This window comes from Actinospica acidithermotolerans (genome assembly GCF_018139625.1).
Lineage (GTDB): Bacteria > Actinomycetota > Actinomycetes > Streptomycetales > Catenulisporaceae > Actinospica > Actinospica acidithermotolerans.
The window spans coordinates 79,842-99,122 of record NZ_JAGSOH010000001.1 but is presented as its reverse complement, the minus strand read 5'-3'; the positions used below and the strand labels follow the sequence as shown (position 1 = coordinate 99,122).

The 19,281-nt window shown below is 69.6% G+C and carries 13 protein-coding genes; 2 read left to right on the top strand and 11 right to left on the bottom strand.

Annotated elements, in window-relative coordinates:
• Positions 1-61 precede the first annotated feature (61 nt).
• From KDK95_RS00390 to bldC, 4 genes are all read right to left on the bottom strand, one after another.
• Entirely contained in the window at positions 62-2,605 is a 2,544-nt protein-coding gene (locus tag KDK95_RS00390; RefSeq protein ID WP_212515902.1) for a right-handed parallel beta-helix repeat-containing protein, read from the bottom strand.
• Positions 2,606-2,810: 205 nt separating this feature from the next.
• Positions 2,811-5,369, bottom strand: coding sequence for a beta strand repeat-containing protein (locus KDK95_RS00385; RefSeq protein WP_212515901.1), 2,559 nt, complete (start codon positions 5,367-5,369; stop codon positions 2,811-2,813).
• Positions 5,370-6,066: 697 nt separating this feature from the next.
• On the bottom strand, positions 6,067-7,182 hold the full coding sequence (locus tag KDK95_RS00380; protein ID WP_212515900.1) for a mandelate racemase/muconate lactonizing enzyme family protein: 1,116 nt from the start codon (positions 7,180-7,182) through the stop codon (positions 6,067-6,069).
• Between the two features lie 338 nt (positions 7,183-7,520).
• Complete coding sequence (bldC, locus tag KDK95_RS00375) at positions 7,521-7,724, bottom strand: developmental transcriptional regulator BldC (RefSeq protein WP_212515899.1); 204 nt, start codon at positions 7,722-7,724, stop codon at positions 7,521-7,523.
• Between the two features lie 517 nt (positions 7,725-8,241).
• Here bldC and KDK95_RS00370 point away from each other — a divergent pair.
• Both KDK95_RS00370 and KDK95_RS00365 read left to right on the top strand, forming a co-directional pair.
• Positions 8,242-9,333: a Glu/Leu/Phe/Val family dehydrogenase gene (locus tag KDK95_RS00370; protein WP_212515898.1), complete on the top strand. Its 1,092-nt coding sequence runs from the start codon at positions 8,242-8,244 to the stop codon at positions 9,331-9,333.
• Positions 9,334-9,655: 322 nt separating this feature from the next.
• On the top strand, positions 9,656-9,901 hold the full coding sequence (locus KDK95_RS00365; protein ID WP_212515897.1) for a DUF3073 domain-containing protein: 246 nt from the start codon (positions 9,656-9,658) through the stop codon (positions 9,899-9,901).
• Between the two features lie 90 nt (positions 9,902-9,991).
• On the opposite strand, the gene purM is transcribed toward KDK95_RS00365, so the two are convergent.
• The 7 genes from purM to purS all read right to left on the bottom strand — a co-directional run bounded on the left by purM (position 9,992) and on the right by purS (position 19,241).
• Positions 9,992-11,065: a phosphoribosylformylglycinamidine cyclo-ligase gene (purM, locus tag KDK95_RS00360; protein WP_372463239.1), complete on the bottom strand. Its 1,074-nt coding sequence runs from the start codon at positions 11,063-11,065 to the stop codon at positions 9,992-9,994.
• Between the two features lie 62 nt (positions 11,066-11,127).
• Entirely contained in the window at positions 11,128-12,624 is a 1,497-nt protein-coding gene (gene purF / locus KDK95_RS00355) for an amidophosphoribosyltransferase (RefSeq protein ID WP_212515895.1), read from the bottom strand.
• Between the two features lie 113 nt (positions 12,625-12,737).
• Positions 12,738-15,620, bottom strand: a complete 2,883-nt coding sequence (locus KDK95_RS00350; RefSeq protein WP_212515894.1) for a beta strand repeat-containing protein — start codon at positions 15,618-15,620, stop codon at positions 12,738-12,740.
• 96 nt (positions 15,621-15,716) lie between these two features.
• Positions 15,717-16,028 carry a sterol carrier family protein gene (locus KDK95_RS00345; protein WP_372463238.1) on the bottom strand — a complete coding sequence of 104 codons (312 nt, stop codon included), beginning with the start codon at positions 16,026-16,028 and terminating at the stop codon, positions 15,717-15,719.
• Positions 16,025-18,295: a phosphoribosylformylglycinamidine synthase subunit PurL gene (purL, locus tag KDK95_RS00340; protein WP_212515892.1), complete on the bottom strand. Its 2,271-nt coding sequence runs from the start codon at positions 18,293-18,295 to the stop codon at positions 16,025-16,027. The genes KDK95_RS00345 and purL overlap by 4 nt, the downstream gene beginning before the upstream one ends.
• The gene (gene purQ, locus KDK95_RS00335) at positions 18,295-18,996 is read right to left on the bottom strand and encodes a phosphoribosylformylglycinamidine synthase subunit PurQ (RefSeq protein WP_212515891.1); all 702 of its coding nucleotides are present in this window, start codon (positions 18,994-18,996) and stop codon (positions 18,295-18,297) included. Before purQ ends, purL begins: the two co-directional genes overlap by 1 nt.
• A complete protein-coding gene (gene purS, locus KDK95_RS00330) occupies positions 18,996-19,241 on the bottom strand; it encodes a phosphoribosylformylglycinamidine synthase subunit PurS (RefSeq protein WP_212515890.1) in 246 nt (81 codons plus the stop codon). Before purS ends, purQ begins: the two co-directional genes overlap by 1 nt.
• Between the last annotated feature and the right edge of the window lie 40 nt (positions 19,242-19,281).

The following is a 19,281-nucleotide window of genomic DNA, read 5'->3' as shown; positions in this document are numbered from 1 at the left end:
ACCCCGGCGGACAAGGCGAAGGGCCCGCACTCGACGAGTGCGGGCCCTTCGTGTGTGTGAGTCAGCTGTTCGCGAAGTATCCGTCGACGTCGAGGATCAGCTCGTCGTAGCCGGACGAGTGGTTGGCGACGTCGATGCCCTGCTCGGCGCCGGTCGTGGTCAGCAGCCCGAGGTTCGCGACCGTCTGCCCCTTGAGGAAGTTGAGGTCGGATACCCCGGGAGCCGCGGTCTCGTCCGGGTACACGGTCAGGTATCCGGCAGCCTGCGTGCCGGTGATCGTGATGTTGGTGATCACGGTCGCGCCGGACGGGATCAGATTCTCGGTGTCGTCGGTGGTCCAGTCGGCCAGCCAGAGCTCCGTGACGCTGTTGGGGTAGAGCTCGCCCTGGTCACGGGAGTCGAACACGCGGTCCGCGGTGAGCGGCACGTACGCCTCGGTCGAGCTCGCGGAGAAGTAGCCGGAGACATCGGCGACCAGGTCGACCGAGCCGGAGGCCGCCCCGTTGTAGAGCTCGATCTTGCCGTCGCTCGCGACCGGGACGATGACCGTGTTGGAGATCGTCTGCCCGGTTGAGAAGTTCAGGCTCGACGTGGTCGGCACACCGGCGCCGTCTGCCTCGGCGGCGATGAAGCCGCCGCCGGTGGCGTCGGTCTCCGTCACGTGCACCGCGACCGCCTTGACGCCGCTCGGGATCGAGTCGGCTCCGGCAATCGTGAGCGACACGTGCCCGCCCGCGGCGACCTTCGCCTTCGACGCTCCGGTTCCGTTGCGGGTGTCGAGGAGCCGCTTCAGGGCTACCGGCGTGTACCCGTTCCCCGACGACTGGGTGAAGTACCCGGAGATGTCGGCGATCAGGTCGATGGTGTCGCCCGAGGAGCCCTCGTTGACAAGTTCGATCGTGCCATCGGAGTTGACCGGGACGATCGCATTGTTCGCGACGGTCTGACCCTTGCCGTAGTTGACGTTCGACGTGGACGCGTAAGTGCCCACGCCGCCGGCGACGACGTAGCCGCCGCCGGTCGTGTTGGTCGCGGTCAGGTTCACGGCCACTGCAGTGACGTCGCTGGGGATCGAACCGACCCCAGCGACCTTGACGTAGACGCGCGAATCCACGCCGAGCTTCGCCTTGGCAGCGCCGATGCCCTTGCGCGTGTCAAGGATCCGCGTCGGGCCGTATGCGGTGAAGCCGGATCCGGCGGTCGTGACACTGGTCGTGGTCACCGCGGTCGTGCCGTTGGTGAGGGTGGCCATGTCGGTGATGGTGTAGGTGCCCATCTTGGCGTACGTGTGCGACGCCTGGTCGACGCCCTGCGCGTACGCCTTTGTGGTCCCGTCACCCCAGTTCACCGTGTACGACACGACCGGGGTCGCGTCCAGGTACTCACGGCTCGTGGTTCCGCCTGCGGTGATGTACTGACTCACGCCACTGGTCAGGCTGACGCTCAGCGCGTCGGTCGCCGCTGCCGACGCAATGACGTCGGTCGTGTACGTCCCCTGGACCGCACCACGCGCGCAATACGCAGGCGTCCCGGCGCCGCTGGCGGCGACGACCGGGTCACCGCTGCAGGAAGCGCCGTACATGTCGGTGCTCAGCATCCCGGGCGCGGAACTGTTCGCCGAGTTGAGTTGCGGCGCGGTGTCGTCGTCGGAGAACGATCCGCCGTACAGCTCGGGGTTCGCATTGATGTCGTGCTGTGCCTGACCGGTGGCCTTGTAGAGCGCCGCGGCACTCGCGTACGTGACGCCCGCCCAGGAGTATTCCGTCTCGATGACGCTGGAGTCTTCCGGGTGCGGCCACACGACGTTGTAGTCGAGTGTGGTGCCCGGCGCCGCAGCGGCGTCGACCGCAATCTCCGCGTCCGATCCCGTCGTCACAGACGGATAGGTCACGATGTTGTTCTCGATCGTGACTCCGGTGGACGCCCCGTAGACGCCGACGGCGTTGACGGTCTGGAAGTTCCCCTCGATGTTGTTCGAGGTGATGGCGATGTTCGAGGCGTCGGTGACCGAGATGGCGCCCGTCTCGGCCTCGAACCAGTTCGTGCTGATGACGTCGCCGGAACTGCCCGCATCGACCGTTAGGGACCCGCGGACCCAGTTGCGGGTGAAGGCCGCGTCGGTCGACGTCCCCGTAACCTCGCTCGTGCCGAGCACGGTTCGATCGAACGTGTCGTGCGACGAGTCGTCGACGGTCACCTTCGAAATGCGCAGTTCCTGTGTGGCGACACCGGTCTCGGCCCCCTCGAACGTCACATATGACGCGCCTTCGAGGCCCACACCGCCTCCGATGATGACCTGACCGTCGACGGCCTGGAACACGATCGGCGCGTCGGCGGCGCCCGCGGTCGTCACATCGACGGCGGCGGTGTAGTCGCCCGCCTCGATGTCGACCGTGTCACCGGCCGCGACGACGTTCGCCGCGTCCTGGATGGTGCAGAAGGGCGTGGCGGCGGTCCCGGCCCCCGTGCCCGAATCGACGCAGGCCGCCGACGCCTTGTCCACGTACAAAATCTTCGAGCTGCCTGCGTGCGCCGTCGCGGCGACACCGGTCAGCGCGAGCGACAGGGACACCGCGGCCGTGGTGGCGCGGCGCGTAGAACCCATCAGAACCCTCCCCGAGAAATCCTCGACGGCGCAAGCAGCCGTCATTCAGCACTGTAGACCTGGTGAGAGCCCTGCATATCCAGGACATTTCCCGGTCGGGTAACGGATCTATCTCAACGCGTGACTGCGCAGAGTGACGGCGGACCGCGACGGCAACGCGAAGGGCCGCGCTCGGCGAGCGCGGCCCCCGCTGTGTGTCGGCGGATCAGCTCGCTGAGAAGTAACCGAACACGTCGACCACGAGCTGCGTCGAGCCCGGCGAGTCGTTGTAGACGTTGACCGCGTCCGCGACGCCCGTCGTGGTGAACAGGCCGAAGGAGGCGATGTTCAGGCCCTTGCCGTAGTTGAGCGCGGAGACGTTCGGCTGCGCGGTGCCCGCCGGGTAGACGATGACCGAGCCGCCCGCCGTCTCCTCGGTCGCCGTCAGGTTGGCGGCCACCGTCGCGTTCGCGGGGAATCCCACGAGTGTCGTGGCCAGGACGGAGTTCAGCGGGAAGGTTTCGCTTCCGTCGCTCCCGAGGCCGTTCCCGGTCTGCCGGGTGTCCACCGAGCGGAACGCGGTCACCGGGACGAACGCCTGGGCCGCCGAGCCGTCGAAGTAGCCCGATACGTCCGCGATCAGGTCGACGGAACCGGAGACCGCGCCGTTGTAGAGCTCGATCTTGCCGTCCGAGACCGGGACGATCACCGTGTTCGAGACCGTCTGGCCCTTGCCGTAATTCAGGCTGGAGGTCGTCGGCACCCCGGAAGTGCCACCCGGCACGACCGCGATGTAGCCGCTGCCGGTCGCGTTCGTCTCCGTCACATGCACCGCGACGGCTGTGGCGTCCGCCGGGATCGAGTCCTCGCCGGTGATCTGTACCGACAGGCTCGACTTGGCGGCCACCTTCGCCTTGGCCGCGCCCGTGCCGGAGCGCGTGTCGAGGATCCGGTCCAGCGTCGTCGGCTGGTAGCCGTTGCCGGTGGCCCGGCTGAAGTAGCCGGTCACGTCGATGATCGCGTCGGCGCTCGCGTTGCTGTCGCCCGAACTGCAGACGGCGATGCCGCCGTCCGAGTCCAGCGGCACGATCGCGCTGTTGGCCACGGTCTGGCCCGCGTTGTAGTTCAGGTTGGAGGCGGTGCCCGAGCCGATGTAGAAGAGCCCGTTGCTCACCGTGCCGGTCACCGTCAGGTTCAGTGCGACGGCGGTCGCGTTCGACGGGACGCCGTCCACCCCTGCCACCTTGAGGCCGTAGCAGGTGCCCGAGGGAATCGAGCCGTTGAAGCCGCCGACGCCGCTGCGGGTGTCCATGATCCGCTTGGGCGTGAGCGATGTGAAGTCGGAGCCGGCCGTCGTGACGGAGGTCGTGGTCGACTCGGTCGAACCGTCGGCGAGGGTCGCCGTGTCCGTGATCGTGTACGTGCCGCTCTTGGCATAGGTGTGCGCGGTGCTGGTCGCGGCCGCAGTGCTTGAGGCCTGAACCGTCTGCGACTGCCCGTCACCCCAGTTGATCGTGTACGACACCTGGGGTGTCGCAGCCGCCGTGACAGCCGTCTGGATGCCGTTGAGCCACGAGGCGGTCTGCGCGATGCTGCTGCTCAGGTCCGTACTCAGCGCGGACGTCGCGGTCGCGGTCGCGGTGACCGAGGTGGTGTAGTGCTCCTGCAAGGCGCCCCGCGAGCAGTAGTCGGGCGTTCCGGCGCCAGTCGCCGCGACCAGCTGATCGACGCTGCAAGCGTTCCCGTAGATGTCCGTGGACAGCATCCCGGGCGCGTTGCTGTTGGCCGAGTCGATCTGCGGTGCGGACTCGCTGTGCGAGTAGAGGTAGGCCGTCGGGTTCGTGTTCAGATCGTGCGAACCTTCGCCGGTAGCCGCTGACAGCGCCGCCGCGGACGAGTACTCCGTGCCGGCCCACGAGTAAGGGACCTGCGCCACCACGGCCGAGCCGTTCACTGTGGGGTAGACGACGTTGTAGTCGAGCGTCGTTCCCGGCGCCGAGGAGGCGTCCACCTCGACTGATGCCACGGCGGCCTGCGTCGTGATGTTGCGCGGGTAGGCGACGATGTTGTTCTCGATGGAGATGCCGGTCGAACTGCCCGTAACGGAGATCGCGTTGCTGTAGGACGCGGCGTCCACGACGTTGTTCGACGTGATGTCCGTGTTCGACGCGCCGGCCACCGAGATTCCGGCCGTCGCGCTCTCATCGACGACGTAGTTTGTGCTGATGACGTCGCCGGAGCTCCCCGATCCGATCTGGACGGCGGTGACGGCGCTCCGCGTCAGGGTCACGTTCGACGAGGTGCCGGACACGATGACGGAGGAGTTGCCGGTGATCCTGTTGAGTGTGATGTCGGAGGAGCCGGTGACGTCGGTTCCGTAGGTGATGAACGTATCCCAGGTCTGGCCCTCGAAGCTCACGTACTGGGCGCCGTCGAGCGTCAGCGCCGCGCCGGTCTGGCCGGTGGCGTCCTCGATCGCTACGCTTCCGCCCTCGGGCTGGAAGACGATCGGCGCGGCCGCGGTACCCTGCGACTTCACGTCCACCTGGCCCGTGTAGGAGCCGGCGGCGATGTCGACCGTGTCGCCGGCGACGGCCGCGTTCGCCGCGGCCTGGATGGTGCAGTAGGGCGCGGCCGCGGTGCCGGTGCCCGAATCGGTGCAGGCCGACGACGAGCCGTTGACGTAGAGCACGTTCGTCGAGTCCGCGTGTGCGGTGGCCGCGACTCCCGTCAGTGCCAATGAGACTGAAACCGCGGCCGTGGCGGCGCGGCGCGTGGAACGCATGAGGCCCCAACCCTCTCTGAACATAATCCCCTGACGGCGCAGACGACCGTCTAGTCGCACTGTAGACCTCGAACCTGCCGCGAGGTGCGGCGGATTTTCCCCAGTCGGGTAACGGATCTATCTCAACCGGTGATGGAAGCGCGAAGGGCCGCGCCCACCCGAGCGCGGCCCCTGATACGCGGTGACGCGTCAGCTGCTCGCGAAGTAGCCGAACACGTCGAAGATCACGTCGACGTTCCCGTCGGACCAGTTGTCCACGTTGATCCCGTCGTCGCCGGTCGGCGAGCCGAACAGGCCGAAGCCGGCGACGGTCTGGCCCTTGCCGAAGTTGAGCGCGGAGACGTTCGGCTCCGCCGAGGTGTTGAACGGGAAGGCGGTGAGATGCCCGCCCGCCGCCGTGTCCGTGACCGTCAGGTTCGCGGCGAAGGTGGCGTCGCTCGGGATGTCCGTGCTCTCGTTCGTCTCCAGCAGGGCGCACCGTTGTAGAGCTCGATCCGGCTGTCGGCCGCGACCGGGACGATCACCGTGTTCGAGATCGTCTGCCCCGGAATCGATCCGCTCCAGCGTCGCCGAGCCGTAGCCCGAGCCTGAGCTATTGTGTCGCCGGCGACGGCGGCGTCCGCCGCGGCCTGGATGGTGCAGTATGGCGCTTCCTGCGTGCCCGATCCGGAATCGGTGCAGGTGGACGGCGAGTTGCTCAAGTTCGGTACCTGGCCACCGCGTCCTCGTCCAATTCGACGCCCAGACCGGGCATCTGGGGCACGGTCAGAAACCCATCGGGGTCGATATCGATCTCCCGGGCCAGCATGAAGTCACGTTGTCGCGGGGTCCAGAACGGTGGGTCGTAGGGGAACTCGAAGAAGGGGCCGCCGCCGACGCCCGCGGCCACGTGCAGGTTCGCCAGCAGGGCGATGCCGTCGTGCCAGGTGCGGGGGGTGTAGTCGCGGTGCTTGAGCAGGGCGAGTTCGGCTAGGGTGCGGGCGCGGAGCATGCCCACGGCGTGGACGACGTCCATCTGGTAGACGTCGAGGGCGTCGAGCTCCAGCGAGCGCAGCAGTTCCGGGACGGAGCGGTGCAGGCCGCCGGCGGCGATGCGGACGTGGGGGATGTCGGCGCGCAGGCGCTTGTAGCCGGGGAGGTCGGGGTAGGGCAGCGGGTTCTCCACCCAGAAGACGCCGAGTTCGCCGAGCTCGGCGACGATCTTGCGGGTGCGGACCAGGTCGCTCGCCGCGCCGGCGCCGCCTGGCGTGCGCCAGGACTGGCCCAGGTCGACCATGATCTCGAAGGCGTCGCCCACGGCCTCCCGGGTGCGGCGGACGGTCTCGACGCCCTCGTGCAGGCTCGCTCGGTCGATGCGGATCTTCATCGCGCGGAAGCCGCGCTCCTTGATCGCCACCGCGGCCTCGGCGCGTTCGATAGGCGGACGCAGCCCGGCCGTGGACGCGTAGGCGGGCAGCCGCTTGGCCGCGTTGCCGAACAGGACCGCGACGGGCTGGCCGGTGACCTGGCCGATGATGTCCCAGAACGCGGCCTCCAGCGGGCGGAACGAGCCGCCGTGGAACTCCAGCGTCTCGAGCGCGCGGACCTGGGCGACGATGTCGAGCGGGTCGGTGCCGAGGAACAGCTGCCGGTGGCCCTCGAAGCCGTCCATCGGGTCGGCCGACGAGGCGGTGCCGGTGATCCCCTCATCCGTGTGGACGCGCACGAGCGTGGTCTCGAAGGCCTGCCACGGCTCGGCCGCCCAGGCGGGTGCGAAGCCCGGCGGCTCCAGCGGCAGCCGCAGCCGCTCCAGCGCAATGTGGGTGATCTTCATCTGCCGTCGGGATCCTTCCGGCCGCCGGGCGTGGTGGTGGTCGAGACCTCGGTCTTCGAGGGCTCATTCGCCTCTCGCCTCGATGTTAGCGGCGTTTAGCCCGTTTCGCCCGGGTGCTGCCCGGTCGGATGCCGAGCCGGATGCCCGGCCCCGGCGGAAACACGCGAAGGCCCGCCCCGGCGAGGGGCGGGCCGTGCATGCTCTTGAGGCGTCGTGCGGCGACGCGCGGCGACCACCGGGCCCGATCCGGTGGCCGTGTGTGGGTGGTGCTGTGCTGTTGCCTCTGGGCTTGCCTCGTGCTGCTGCGCCGGTTCCGTTCGGGAAGGTCCCGAAGCGGATCAGGCCTCCCGCTGCGCCGGGATCCCGGCCAGCAGGGCCCGCACCTCGGCCTCGCGGTAGCGGCGGTGCCCGCCCAGGGTGCGGATCGACGTGAGCTTGCCTGCCTTGGCCCACCGGGTGACCGTCTTCGGGTCGACTCGGAACATCGTGGCCACCTCGGCCGGGGTAAGCAGCGGCTCAGCGTCGGGCGTGCGCGCGGTCATGAGCGGCTTCCTCCATCTCCATGGTTCCCGGCCCGGCTGGGGGCCGGATCGCTGGATCCTCCCCGATGGTCCGTCATGCCGTCATGTTCAAGGTCGGGCGTGCCGGTAATCGGACGAACGGCTTGTCGTTCAAGAACTAGAAGTACACCATCCGGAGCCGCTTGGCCGCGAACTCTATGAAATCGATACATAGAAGAGGCAAATCACTGGAAGCGGACGGAAGCGCGCGAGCCGCCCATTGCGGACAGTGGCGGCATGGTGGCTTTTCGTCATGCACCCGGTCCTATCCGGGCGCTGTGGGCGCTGCGGCGCTAAGCAGACCTGTCCGCAGCAGCCGCGTGAAACCGAACGATATTGGATCTTGCCGGAGAACGGAAGACCCTACGAGCACCCGCTGCGCCCCCTTGTACCGCCGAGGATCTACCCTTTACCCAGGGACGATCGGGAGACCCCCGACCCCCCCGCACACCGGAGCACACAGGCATCGGAACGTCTCGACGAGGAGACCCCTTCAGACATGAGCACCGACACCCACTTCGCGCCCGGCGGACCCGAGCAGATCGTCTACTGCCACGACGAGCCCAGCGGTCTGCGCGCGATCATCGCCATCCACTCCACCGCCCTCGGCCCCTCGCTGGGCGGCACGCGCTTCTACCCGTACGCCTCCGAGGCCGAGGCCCTCGCCGACGTGCTGAACCTCGCCCGCGGGATGGCCTACAAGAACGCGCTCGCCGGGCTCGACCTCGGCGGCGGCAAGGCCGTGATCATCGGCGACCCGGCGAAGGACAAGAGCGAGGCGCTGCTGCGGGCTTACGGCCGGTTCGTCCAGTCGCTGCACGGCCGCTACCTGACGGCGTGCGACGTCGGCACCTACGTCGCGGACATGGACACGGTGGCACGCGAGTGCGCGTACGTCACCGGACGCTCCCCGGAGAACGGCGGCGCCGGCGACTCCTCGATCCTCACCGCCTTCGGCGTCTACCAGGCGATGCGCGCGTGTGCCCAGGAGCGCTGGGGCGCGCCCGTGCTGACCGGCCGCCGTGTCGGCATCGCCGGCGTCGGCAAGGTCGGCCGCCACCTGATCGGGCACCTGACCGAGGAGCGCGCCGAGATCGTGGTCACGGACGTGAACGCCGCCGCGCTCGACTGGGTCCGCGCCCATCACCCGGACGTGCGCGTGGTCGAGTCCACCGAGCAGCTGCTGGCCCTCGACCTCGATGTCTACGCCCCGTGCGCCCTCGGCGGCGCGCTGGACGACGCCGTGGTCGAGTCGCTCAGCGCCTCCGTCGTCTGCGGAGCGGCCAACAACCAGCTCGCCCACCCCGGCCTGGACAAGATCCTGGCCGAGCGCGGCGTGCTCTACGCCCCGGACTACCTGGTGAACGCCGGCGGCGTCATCCAGGTGGGCGACGAGGCCGCCCACCTGCACGACGGCGGCTTCAGCTTCGAGCGGGCGAAGGGCCGGGCCGCCCGGATCTTCGACACCACGCTCGAGATCCTGCGCCGCTCAAAGGCCGACGGCGTGCCCCCGGCGGCCACCGCCGACCGGCTCGCCGAGGAGCGCATGCGGGACGTCTCCCGGCTGCGCGGCCTGCTGCTGCCGGGGTGAGTCCCGGGTGGCCGTCCGGGTGACGGCGGCGCCGCGCGCCGTCCCGAACCCGCCGGTCGAGCGCCGAAACGGACGGCGCGCGGGCGTCGGAATCGACCATCCGCGCGGTGGGCATGTATCCTCGACCGAGGTATCGAGTCCCCGCGGTGGAGAGGTTTTCGGCCCCCTGCCGTACCGCTTCGGCGCGGAACCAGGTACCTTTAGCTGTGTGACCGGTCCGGCGATCCCCACGTGAGGCATCGGTCACGCCAGTGACTGTGTCAGTTGATCGTTGTCGAGACCCGGGGTTGTGCGAACGCCCCGTCGTTGAGGGGGTCGAGCCATGGGGCGCGGCCGGGCCAAGGCCAAGCAGACCAAGGTCGCTCGCCAGCTGAAGTACCAGCCGGCCGGTGACCTCGACCGTCTGCGGTCGGAGCTGGGCGTCAGTGAACCGCCGTCGAGGAGCAATGGTTCTCGGGACCACGACCTCGACGACCGCTATGCGGCATACGCGGATTACGCCGAGGACGCCGAAGAGGATGAGGACGACGAGGAAGACGAGGACGACGACTCGTATCCCCACCGTTGAACTGAGCCAGAGCAGTAGGGCAGGCAGGACGGCCGATGGCCGCTCCGCCTGCCCTTCCTCGGCTTATCGGGACGAACGCCGCCGGGCGGCTCAGCCGGCGTAGTCCCCGGTCAGCGCCGCCGAGCCGGCCGCCTGCGGGTCGGCCGCGGCCTCGACGGTGCCCAGCGCCCAGGACCGCAGCCCGAGCTCGCCGAGCTCGCGCAGCGCCGCGTCCGCCTGCTCCGCCGGGAGCACCGCGACCATGCCGACGCCCATGTTGAGCGTCCGCTCCAGCTCCTCGCGCTCGATCGAGCCGACCTCGCCGACCGTGCGGAAGACCGCGGGCGGCGTCCAGGTGGAGCGGTCCAGGCGCGCGTGCAGCCCGGCCGGGATCACCCGCGCCAGGTTCGCGGCCAGGCCGCCGCCGGTGACGTGCGCGTACGTGTGGATCTCCACCCGGCGCGCCAGCTCGAGGCAGGCCTTCGCGTAGACCTTCGTCGGCTCGAGCAGCTCCTCGCCGAGGCTGCGGCCGAACTCCGGCACCGGCCGGTCCAGCTCCCAGCCCGCCTGCTTCAGCAGCACGTGCCGGACCAGCGAGTAGCCGTTCGAGTGCAGGCCCGAGGACTCGATGGCCAGCACCGCGTCACCCGCGCGGACCCGCTCCGGGCCGAGCAGTTCGTCCGCCTCGACGACGCCGGTAGCCGCGCCCGCCACGTCGTACTCGCCCGGCGCCAGCAGGCCAGGGTGCTCGGCGGTCTCGCCGCCGATCAGCGCGCAGCCGGCCACGGCGCACGCCTCGGCGATGCCGCGGACGATCGCCGCGACCGTCTCCGGCACGACCTTGCCGATGCAGATGTAGTCCGTCATGAACAGCGGCTCGGCGCCGCAGACGACCAGGTCGTCGACGACCATGCCGACGAGGTCGAAGCCGATGGTGTGGTGCACGTCCATCTTCTGGGCCAGCGCGACCTTGGTGCCGACGCCGTCCGTCGAGGTGGCCAGCAGCGGCCGGCGGTAGTTCGTCAGCGCGCTCGCGTCGAACAGGCCGGCGAAGCCGCCGAGCCCGCCGAGCACCTCGGGCCGGGAGGCCTTGGCCACCCACTGCTTCATCAGCTCGACGGCGCGGTCACCGGCTTCGATGTCGACGCCGGCTGCGGCATAGGTGGTGGAACCGGCCTCGATCACTGCGTCCTCGCCGCCTTCGGCGGGTCCGGCAGCTGCGTAGGTGTTCACGTTGGCGAGGCCTTTCAGGGGTGGCTGAGCGACGCGGCGACGTCGGTCGGGATCTCCAGCAGATGCTTTCCGAGCCGCTCCGGGTCGGGCAGCGCCACCGGGTACACGCCGTCGAAGCATGCCCGGCACAGCCGGTCGGCCGGAATCGTCGTCGCCTCGATCATGCCGTCGATCGAGATGTAGCCGAGCGAGTCGGCGCCGAGCGAGTGGGCGATCTCCTCGACCGAGAGGCCGTTGGCGATCAGCTCGGCGCGGGTGGCGAAGTCGATGCCGTAGAAGCACGGCCACTTCACCGGCGGCGAGGAGATGCGCACATGCACCTCGCGGGCGCCGGCCTCGCGCAGCATCCGGACCAGGGCGCGCTGCGTGTTGCCGCGCACGATGGAGTCGTCCACCACGATCAGCCGCTTGCCCTCGATAACCTCGCGCAGCGGGTTGAGCTTGAGCCGGATGCCGAGCTGCCGGATCGTCTGGCTGGGCTGGATGAAGGTGCGCCCGACGTAGGCGTTCTTCACCAGGCCGTGCCCGAACGGGATGCCGGACTGCTCCGCGTAGCCGATCGCGGCCGGGGTGCCGGACTCCGGGGTCGGGATGACCAGGTCGGCCTCGACCGGGTGCTCGACGGCGAGCCGGCGGCCCATCGCGAGCCGGGAGGCGTTGACCGAGCGGCCGGCGATGGCCGTGTCCGGGCGGGCCAGGTAGACGTACTCGAAGACGCAGCCCTTGGGCTCGGCGACGGCGAAGCGCTGCGAGCGCAGGCCGTCCTCGTCGATGGTGACCAGCTCGCCGGGCTCGATCTCCCGGATGAAGGAGGCGCCGACGATGTCCAGCGCGGCGGACTCGCTGGCCACGACCCAGCCGCGGTCGAGCCGGCCGAGCACGAGCGGCCGGATGCCCTGCGGGTCGCGGGCGGCGTAGAGCGTGGTCTCGTCCATGAAGACGAGCGAGAAGGCGCCGCGCAGCCGGGGAAGCACCTGCATCGCCGCGTCCTCGAGGCTGAGCTCGGAGCGGCTGGCCAGCAGGTCGGTCATCGTGTCGCTGTCGGAGCTGGCGCCGCGGTCCTTGCCCAGCACCTCGCCGTTGGCCCGGGCGGCGCCGACCAGCTCGACCAGCTCGGCCGTGTTGGTCAGGTTTCCGTTGTGCCCCAGCGCTATCGCGCCGTGCGAGGTGGCCCGGAAGGTGGGCTGGGCGTTCTCCCAGACGGAGGAGCCGGTGGTCGAGTAGCGGGTGTGCCCGACGGCGAGGTGCCCGCGCAGCGTGCCGAGCGTCTCCTCGTCGAACACCTGCGAGACCAGGCCCATGTCCTTGTAGACGAGGATCTGCGAACCGTTCGAGGCCGCGATGCCCGCGGACTCCTGTCCGCGGTGCTGGAGGGCGTAGAGGCCGAAGTACGCCAGCTTGGCGACCTCTTCCCCGGGGGCCCAGACACCGAACACTCCGCAGGCGTCCTGCGGGTGCTTGTCTTCGTCGGGGAGTATGTCGTGGGTCAGTCGTCCATCTGGGCGCTTCACGCTTCCAGTCTACGACATGGCCGACGGCCCCCGATCAGGCGTTGAGACGCGGAGCGTCTGCCTCTTCGACTGGTTGGGGGCCGTCGGCGTACGGATGTGTCGGGTCAGGCGGGTCAGCCGGCCGTGAAGTAGCCCATCACGTCGGCGATGGTCTGGACGTGGCCCTTCGTGGCGGTGTTGTAGAACCACACGTCGGAGTCTTCGCCGCCGTCCGAGGCGCTGGTGGACTGCGCCTGGGTGAACGCGATGTTCGCGCTCGTCTGGTCGACGCCGGTCCAGTTGACCGTGGACGTGCCGTCGGGCGTCTGGCTGCCGGAGACGAGCAGGTAGCCGTCGGCCGGGGTCTGCGTGACGGTCGCGTTCAGCACGTAGCCGTCCACGAACACGGAGCCGACGACGCCGTTCTGGAATTCGCCGGGCATCCCGTCCTTGCCCGTCAGGTTCAGCGAGGTCGCGGTGCCCGGAGCGATCCCCGGACCCGACTTCCGGGTGTCGAGCACCCGGTCCGAGGTGACCGGCACGTACACGTCGCCGCTGCCGGTGCTCGTGAAGTAGCCGGTGACGTCCACGATCACGTCGGCTGCCGCGGTGCCGCCTCCGCCGTTGTGGATGTCGATCTTGCCGTCTGCGCCGACCGGCACGATGGCGCCGGCCGCCTTGGTGGTGGCGCCGTTCCAGTCGACGGTCGAACTGTTCGGCAGCGTCGTCTCGTCGGGGTAGGCGATCAGGTAGCCGGAGCCGGTCGTGTTCACCTCGGTGATGTTCACCGAGACGGCGGTGACTCCGCTGGACGGCAGAGAGCTGACGCCCTCGACCGTGAGGACGTCGGTCTTCCCCGCGGCCAGCTTGGCCTTGGCCGTGCCGATGCCCTTGCGCGTGTCCATCAGCCGGGCCGGGGTGACGAAGTCGTAGGCGGATCCGGCGGTCGGGGCGAAGTAGCCCGTGACGTCGGCGATCAGGTCCAGCTTCACCGCGGTGGTCGCGCCGAAGTTCCGCAGCGTCACGGTGCCGTCGGAGGCGACCTGCGCGATTACGGCATTGCTGTAGACCGGCCCGGTGTTGTAGTTGACCGTCGAGGTGCCGTTGTCGGTGCCGGTGTCGGCCTGGATGTAGCCGCCGCCGTTCGCGTTCACGATGGTCAGGTTCAGCGCCACGGCGGTGACGTTCGCCGGGATCGAGCCGCTTCCGGCGATCTTGAGCTTGATCGAGCCGTCGTGCAGTAGCTGGCTCGAGGTGCCGCCGAGACTCTTGCGCGTGTCCAGCAGCCGTGTCGGGCCGTACGCCGTGAAGTCCGTTCCCTTGGTGGTGATGGTCTTCGTGATGGTCTGCTGGTCGCCGCCCGCGTCCGCGACGGTGAAGCTGACCGTGTAGGTGCCCGGCTTGGCGTAGGAGTAGTAGACGGTGTCGGTGGACGTGCTGCCGGACGTCGACAAGGTCAGGTCCTGTGGCGTCTTGCCGTCACCGAACTTCATCGTCGCGCTGGTGATCGGCCAGTCGGTGTGGACGGTGACGGCCGTGTCCGTCATCGTGCCGTAGGTCGGCGCGGAGGTGATGCTTGCGCTGAAGGCGACCGGCGCCAGGATCTGGATCGACGTCTGCGTGCTGTACGTCGCGCCGTAGTCGCTGATCGCGGTAACCGTCACGGTGTACGTGCTGGCGCTCGTGTACGGGTGGCTCTCCGTGAGGCTCGACGATGTGGTCTTGCTGCCATCGCCGAAGTCGTACTCGTAGGTGAAGGTCGCGCCGGCCCAGTTGCTCTTTGCGGCGTAAGCCGTCACGGTGACGGCCGCTCCGCTCGGCGCGGTGGCCACTGTGGACGGGGAGTACATGCCGAGCACCTCGACGAACTGCAGAGCGCCGCGGTCGTATCCGGCCGTGCCCGCACCGGTTTCCGCGACGTTCGGGTCGGCCACACGCGTGCGGTCGAACAGGTCGGTGGACTGCTCGTCGGGAGCGTTCGCGTTGGCCGAGTTGATTAGCGGCGAGGACTCGCCACTGATCGAGCCGCCGGCGTTGATGACCGGGTCCGCGACCGAATCGTGCGCGCCCTGGCCGGTGGCCGCCTCGAATGAGGCAGGAGTCGAATACGCGTTTCCGGCCCAGTCGTAGACGGAGGACGCCGTGCTCAGATCCGGGTAGATGCTGTTGTAGTCGGCGGTCACCCCCGCGGTGTCGGCCGTGGACTGCATTGAGAGCCCGACCGCGCTCGCGGCGGAGCAACTGCCGTGGATGCTTGGATTCGCCGAGGTGGCAGCCTCCGCGACCACGTTGTTCTCGATGGTGGCGCCCGACGCGGTGCCGTTGCCGTCGTCGCCGATCGAGATGCCGGTACCGCAGTATCCGTTCACGGTGTTGCTCGTCAGTACGGCGTTCGCGCTGCCGTCGACGATGATGCCGGGCGAGCTGTACTCCGTGAGGAGGCTGGACGTGACCGCGTTCCCGGTGCCGCTCGCGTCGATGTCGATCGCGCTGCCGTAAACCAGCAGCTTGCTGAGGGTCACATCGGACGAGGTGCCCGTAACCGCGACGACGGGCGTGCTGATGCTCTTAGTCGTGAGCTCGCCGCTGCTGAGCGTGACGTGCGACGAGTTCTCGATCTGCGCATCCGTGGTCGAGACGCCGCTCACGTTGACGTACGAGGCGCCCTTGATCACCAGGCCGCCGCTCAGGCCGACGGTGTACGAGTACGGGGTGGGGTTCGTCGCGGCCTCGAAGGTGATCGGCGCTGCGGCGGTGCCCGAGGCGGTGATGTCCACCTCGTCGTTGTAGCTGCCCACCTCGATCTTCACCGTGTCGCCGGGCACGGTCGCGGCGGACGCGGCCTGCTGAACGGTGCAGAACGGCTCGGCCGCGGTGCCCGGGCCGAGATCGGTGCAGGCGGCGACCTGCGCGACGTAGTACGTGGTGGGCCCGGACGCGGCGTGCGCGACGACGGGAGAGGTCGATGCCGTGATGAGTGCGAGCGCGGTGACGGCCGCGAAGCGGCGTCGGTACATGGAGCCCCCTGAAAACGGGACCGTTCCCGGGCGTGCCCCCATTTTCACACGCCCCGTAGGTCTGTCAGGACTCTACTACCGGCGGCGGCGCGGGGGCTATAAGGGCAGGAACGCGCTCAGGTCGCTGCGCGGTCCCGAGGCGCGCACCCGGCCGTCCGCGATGGCGTCGGCCCAGACCAGCGACCCGTCGGCGAGGGCGAGCCAGGTGGCGGCGTCGGTCTCGACGATGTTGGGCGGGGTGCCGCGGGTGTGCCGCGGGCCCTCGACGCACTGCACGGCGACGAAGGGTGGAACGCGGAGCTCGACGCTGCGGCCGGGAACCTTCTGCGCGAAAGCGCGCACCGATTCCCTGACCGCGGCGGCGAGCTCCTTGCGATCCATCAGGCGTCTTTTCGGGCCTGCCGTCAGCCGAACAGCTTCGGGAAGGTGCCGGTCCACGCCTCGCGCAGCTCGTCCAGCGGGATGCTGAACTGGTCCTGCACGTCGAGCGTGTCGCCGTCCACGACGCCGATGCGCGCGACCGGTACGTTCCGGAAGTTGCACATGTCGGTGAACCGCTTCTCCTCGCTGCGCGGGACTACGACGACGGCGCGGCCGGCCGACTCGGAGAAGAGCGCGACGAAGGGGTCGAGCTCGCTCGGCAGCACGACGCGGGCGCCGTGGCCGCCGCGGACGCAGGACTCGACGATCGCCTGGATCAGGCCGCCGTCGGACAGGTCGTGCGCGGCGGAGAGCATGCCGTCGCGGGAGCCCGCGATCAGGATCTCGGCCAGCTGCCGCTCCCGCTCCAGGTCCGGCTTCGGCGGCAGGCCGCCGAGGTGGCCGTGCACCACGTGCGCCCACTCGCTGCCGCCGAACTCGTCCCGGGTCTCGCCGACCAGCAGCAGGATCTCGCCCTCGGTCTCGAAGGCGCTTCGAGTGCGCCGGGCCACGTCGTCGATCACGCCGAGCACGCCGATGATCGGGGTCGGGTGGATCGCCTCGGAGCCGGTCTGGTTGTAGAAGGACACGTTGCCGCCGGTGACCGGCGTGCCCAGCTGCAGGCAGGCGTCCGCGAGACCGCGGCAGGCCTCGGCGAACTGCCACATCACCTCGGGGTCCTCGGGGGAGCCGAAGTTCAGGCAGTCGGTCACCGCCAAGGGCTTCGCCCCGGTCGCGGCCACGTTGCGGTACGCCTCGGCCAGCGCCAGCTGCGCGCCGGTGTACGGGTCCAGCTTGGTGTAGCGGCCGTTGCCGTCGGTGGACAGCGCGATGCCGAGGCCGTCCTCCTCGTTCAGCCGCAGCATGCCGGAGTCCTCGCCGTGCGCCAGGACCGTGTTGCCGCGCACCCGGTGGTCGTACTGCTCGAGCACCCAGGTCTTGTCCGCGAGATTCGGGCTGGCGATCATCCGCAGCACGGTCTCGCGCAGCTCGTCGCCGGTCTTGGGCCGCGCCAGGCGCTCCTCGGTCGGCGCGTCCGCCTGCAGCCCGTCCTGCCAGGACGGCCGGTGGAACGGGCGCTCGTAGACAGGGCCCTGATGCGCGAGGGTGCGCGGGTCCACGTCGACGATCGTCTCGCCGTGCCAGGTCAACCGGAGCCGGCCGGTGTCGGTGACGGTGCCGATGACCGTCGCGATCACGTCCCACTTCTCGCAGATCGCGAAGAAGCGCGGCAGGTTCTCCGGCGTGACCACCGCCATCATGCGCTCCTGCGACTCGCTCATGAGGATCTCCTCGGGAACGAGCGTCGCGTCGCGCAGCGGCGCCAGGTCCAGCTGCACGTCCATGCCGCCGGTGCCGGCCGCGGCCAGCTCGGTGGTCGCGCAGGACAGGCCGGCGGCGCCGAGGTCCTGGATGCCGGTGACCAGGTCCTCGGCGTAGATCTCCAGGCAGCACTCGATGAGCACCTTCTCCATGAACGGGTCGCCCACCTGGACGCTCGGCCGCTTGGAGGGCTTGTCCTCGTCGAAGGTGGCGCTGGCCAGCACGGAGGCGCCGCCGATGCCGTCGCCGCCGGTGCGCGCGCCGAAGAGCACGACCCGGTTGCCGGGGCCGTCCGCCTTCGCGAGCTTGATCTCGCTCTTCTTGAGCACGCCGACGGACAGCGCGTTGACGAGCGGGTTGCCGGAGTAGCAGGCGTCGAACACGACCTCGCCGCCGATGTTCGGCAGGCCGAGCGAGTTGCCGTAGCCGCCGATGCCGCGCACCACGCCGGGCAGCACCCGGTGGGTGTCGGCGGCGTCGGCCGGGCCGAAGCGCAGCGGGTCGAGCACGGCGACCGGCCGCGCGCCCATGGTCAGGATGTCGCGCACGATTCCGCCGACGCCGGTCGCGGCACCCTGATACGGCTCCACGTACGAGGGGTGGTTGTGCGACTCGATCTTGAAGGTGACGGCCAGGTCCCCGCCGACGTCCACGACGCCCGCGTTCTCACCCGGGCCGACGAGCAGGAAGTCGACCTCCGGGGCCTTGTCGCCGAACTGCTTGAGGTGCACCTTCGAGGACTTGTAGGAGCAGTGCTCGGACCACATCACCGAGTACATGGCCAGCTCGGAGGAGGTCGGGCGGCGGCCCAGGATCTCCCTGATCCGCGCGTACTCGTCGTCCTTGACGCCGAGCGCCTCGTACGGCTGCTCGGTCCCGGGGGTCTCGGCGGCGCGCTCGACGGTGTCCACCTGGTACTTGTTCTCGCTCATCAGGCGTCCACCAGCTCGGGGTTCAGAAGATGCTGCAGAACGGACGTGAAGAAGGGCAGGCCGTCGGTGGCCGGGCCGGGGTAGGGGCCGGTCAGCTCCTCGATGGCGTGCTCCGGGTGCGGCATCAGGCCGACGACGTTCCCGGCGGCGTTCGCGATGCCGGCGATGTCCCGCGCCGAGCCGTTGGGGTTCTCGACGTACCGGGCGATCACGCGGCCCTCGGCCTCGAGCTCGTCCAGCGTCTTCTCGTCCGCGGCGAACTTGCCCTCGCCGTTCTTGATCGGGATCAGGATCTCCTGGCCGACCGCGTAATCCGAGGTCCACGCGGTGCCCGTCGACTCGACCCGCAGGCGCACGTCCCGGTTGATGAACAGCGTGCCCGCGTTGCGGATCAGCGCGCCGGGCAGCAGGTGCGACTCGCACAGGATCTGGAAGCCGTTGCAGATGCCGAGCACCGGCAGGCCCTCGCGGGCCGCGGAGATGATCGACTCCATCACCGGCGAGAAGCGGGCGATGGCGCCGCAGCGCAGGTAGTCGCCGTAGGAGAAGCCGCCGGGCAGGACGACCGCGTCCACGTCGTGCAGCGAAGGGTCGCGATGCCACAGGGCGACGGGCTCGGCGCCGACGAGGCGGGCGGCGCGCAGCGCGTCCGTGTCGTCCTGGGTGCCGGGAAAGGTGACGACGCCGATGCGGGCCGGCATCAGCCCTCCACCCGCACTCGGAACTCCTCGATCACGGTGTTGGCGAGCAGCTTCTCGGCCATTTCGCGGACCCGGGCGAGCGCGGCCTCGTCGGCCGGACCCTCCAGTTCCACCTCGAAGCGCTTGCCCTGGCGGACGTCGACGATCCCGTCGAAGCCCAGGCGCGGCAACGCGCGATTGACAGCCTGTCCTTGCGGGTCGAGGATCTCCGGCTTCAGCATGACGTCTACCACGACGCGTGCCATGAGCGCTCCCGGTGTCGTGACCACACACGTCCGCGTGTGA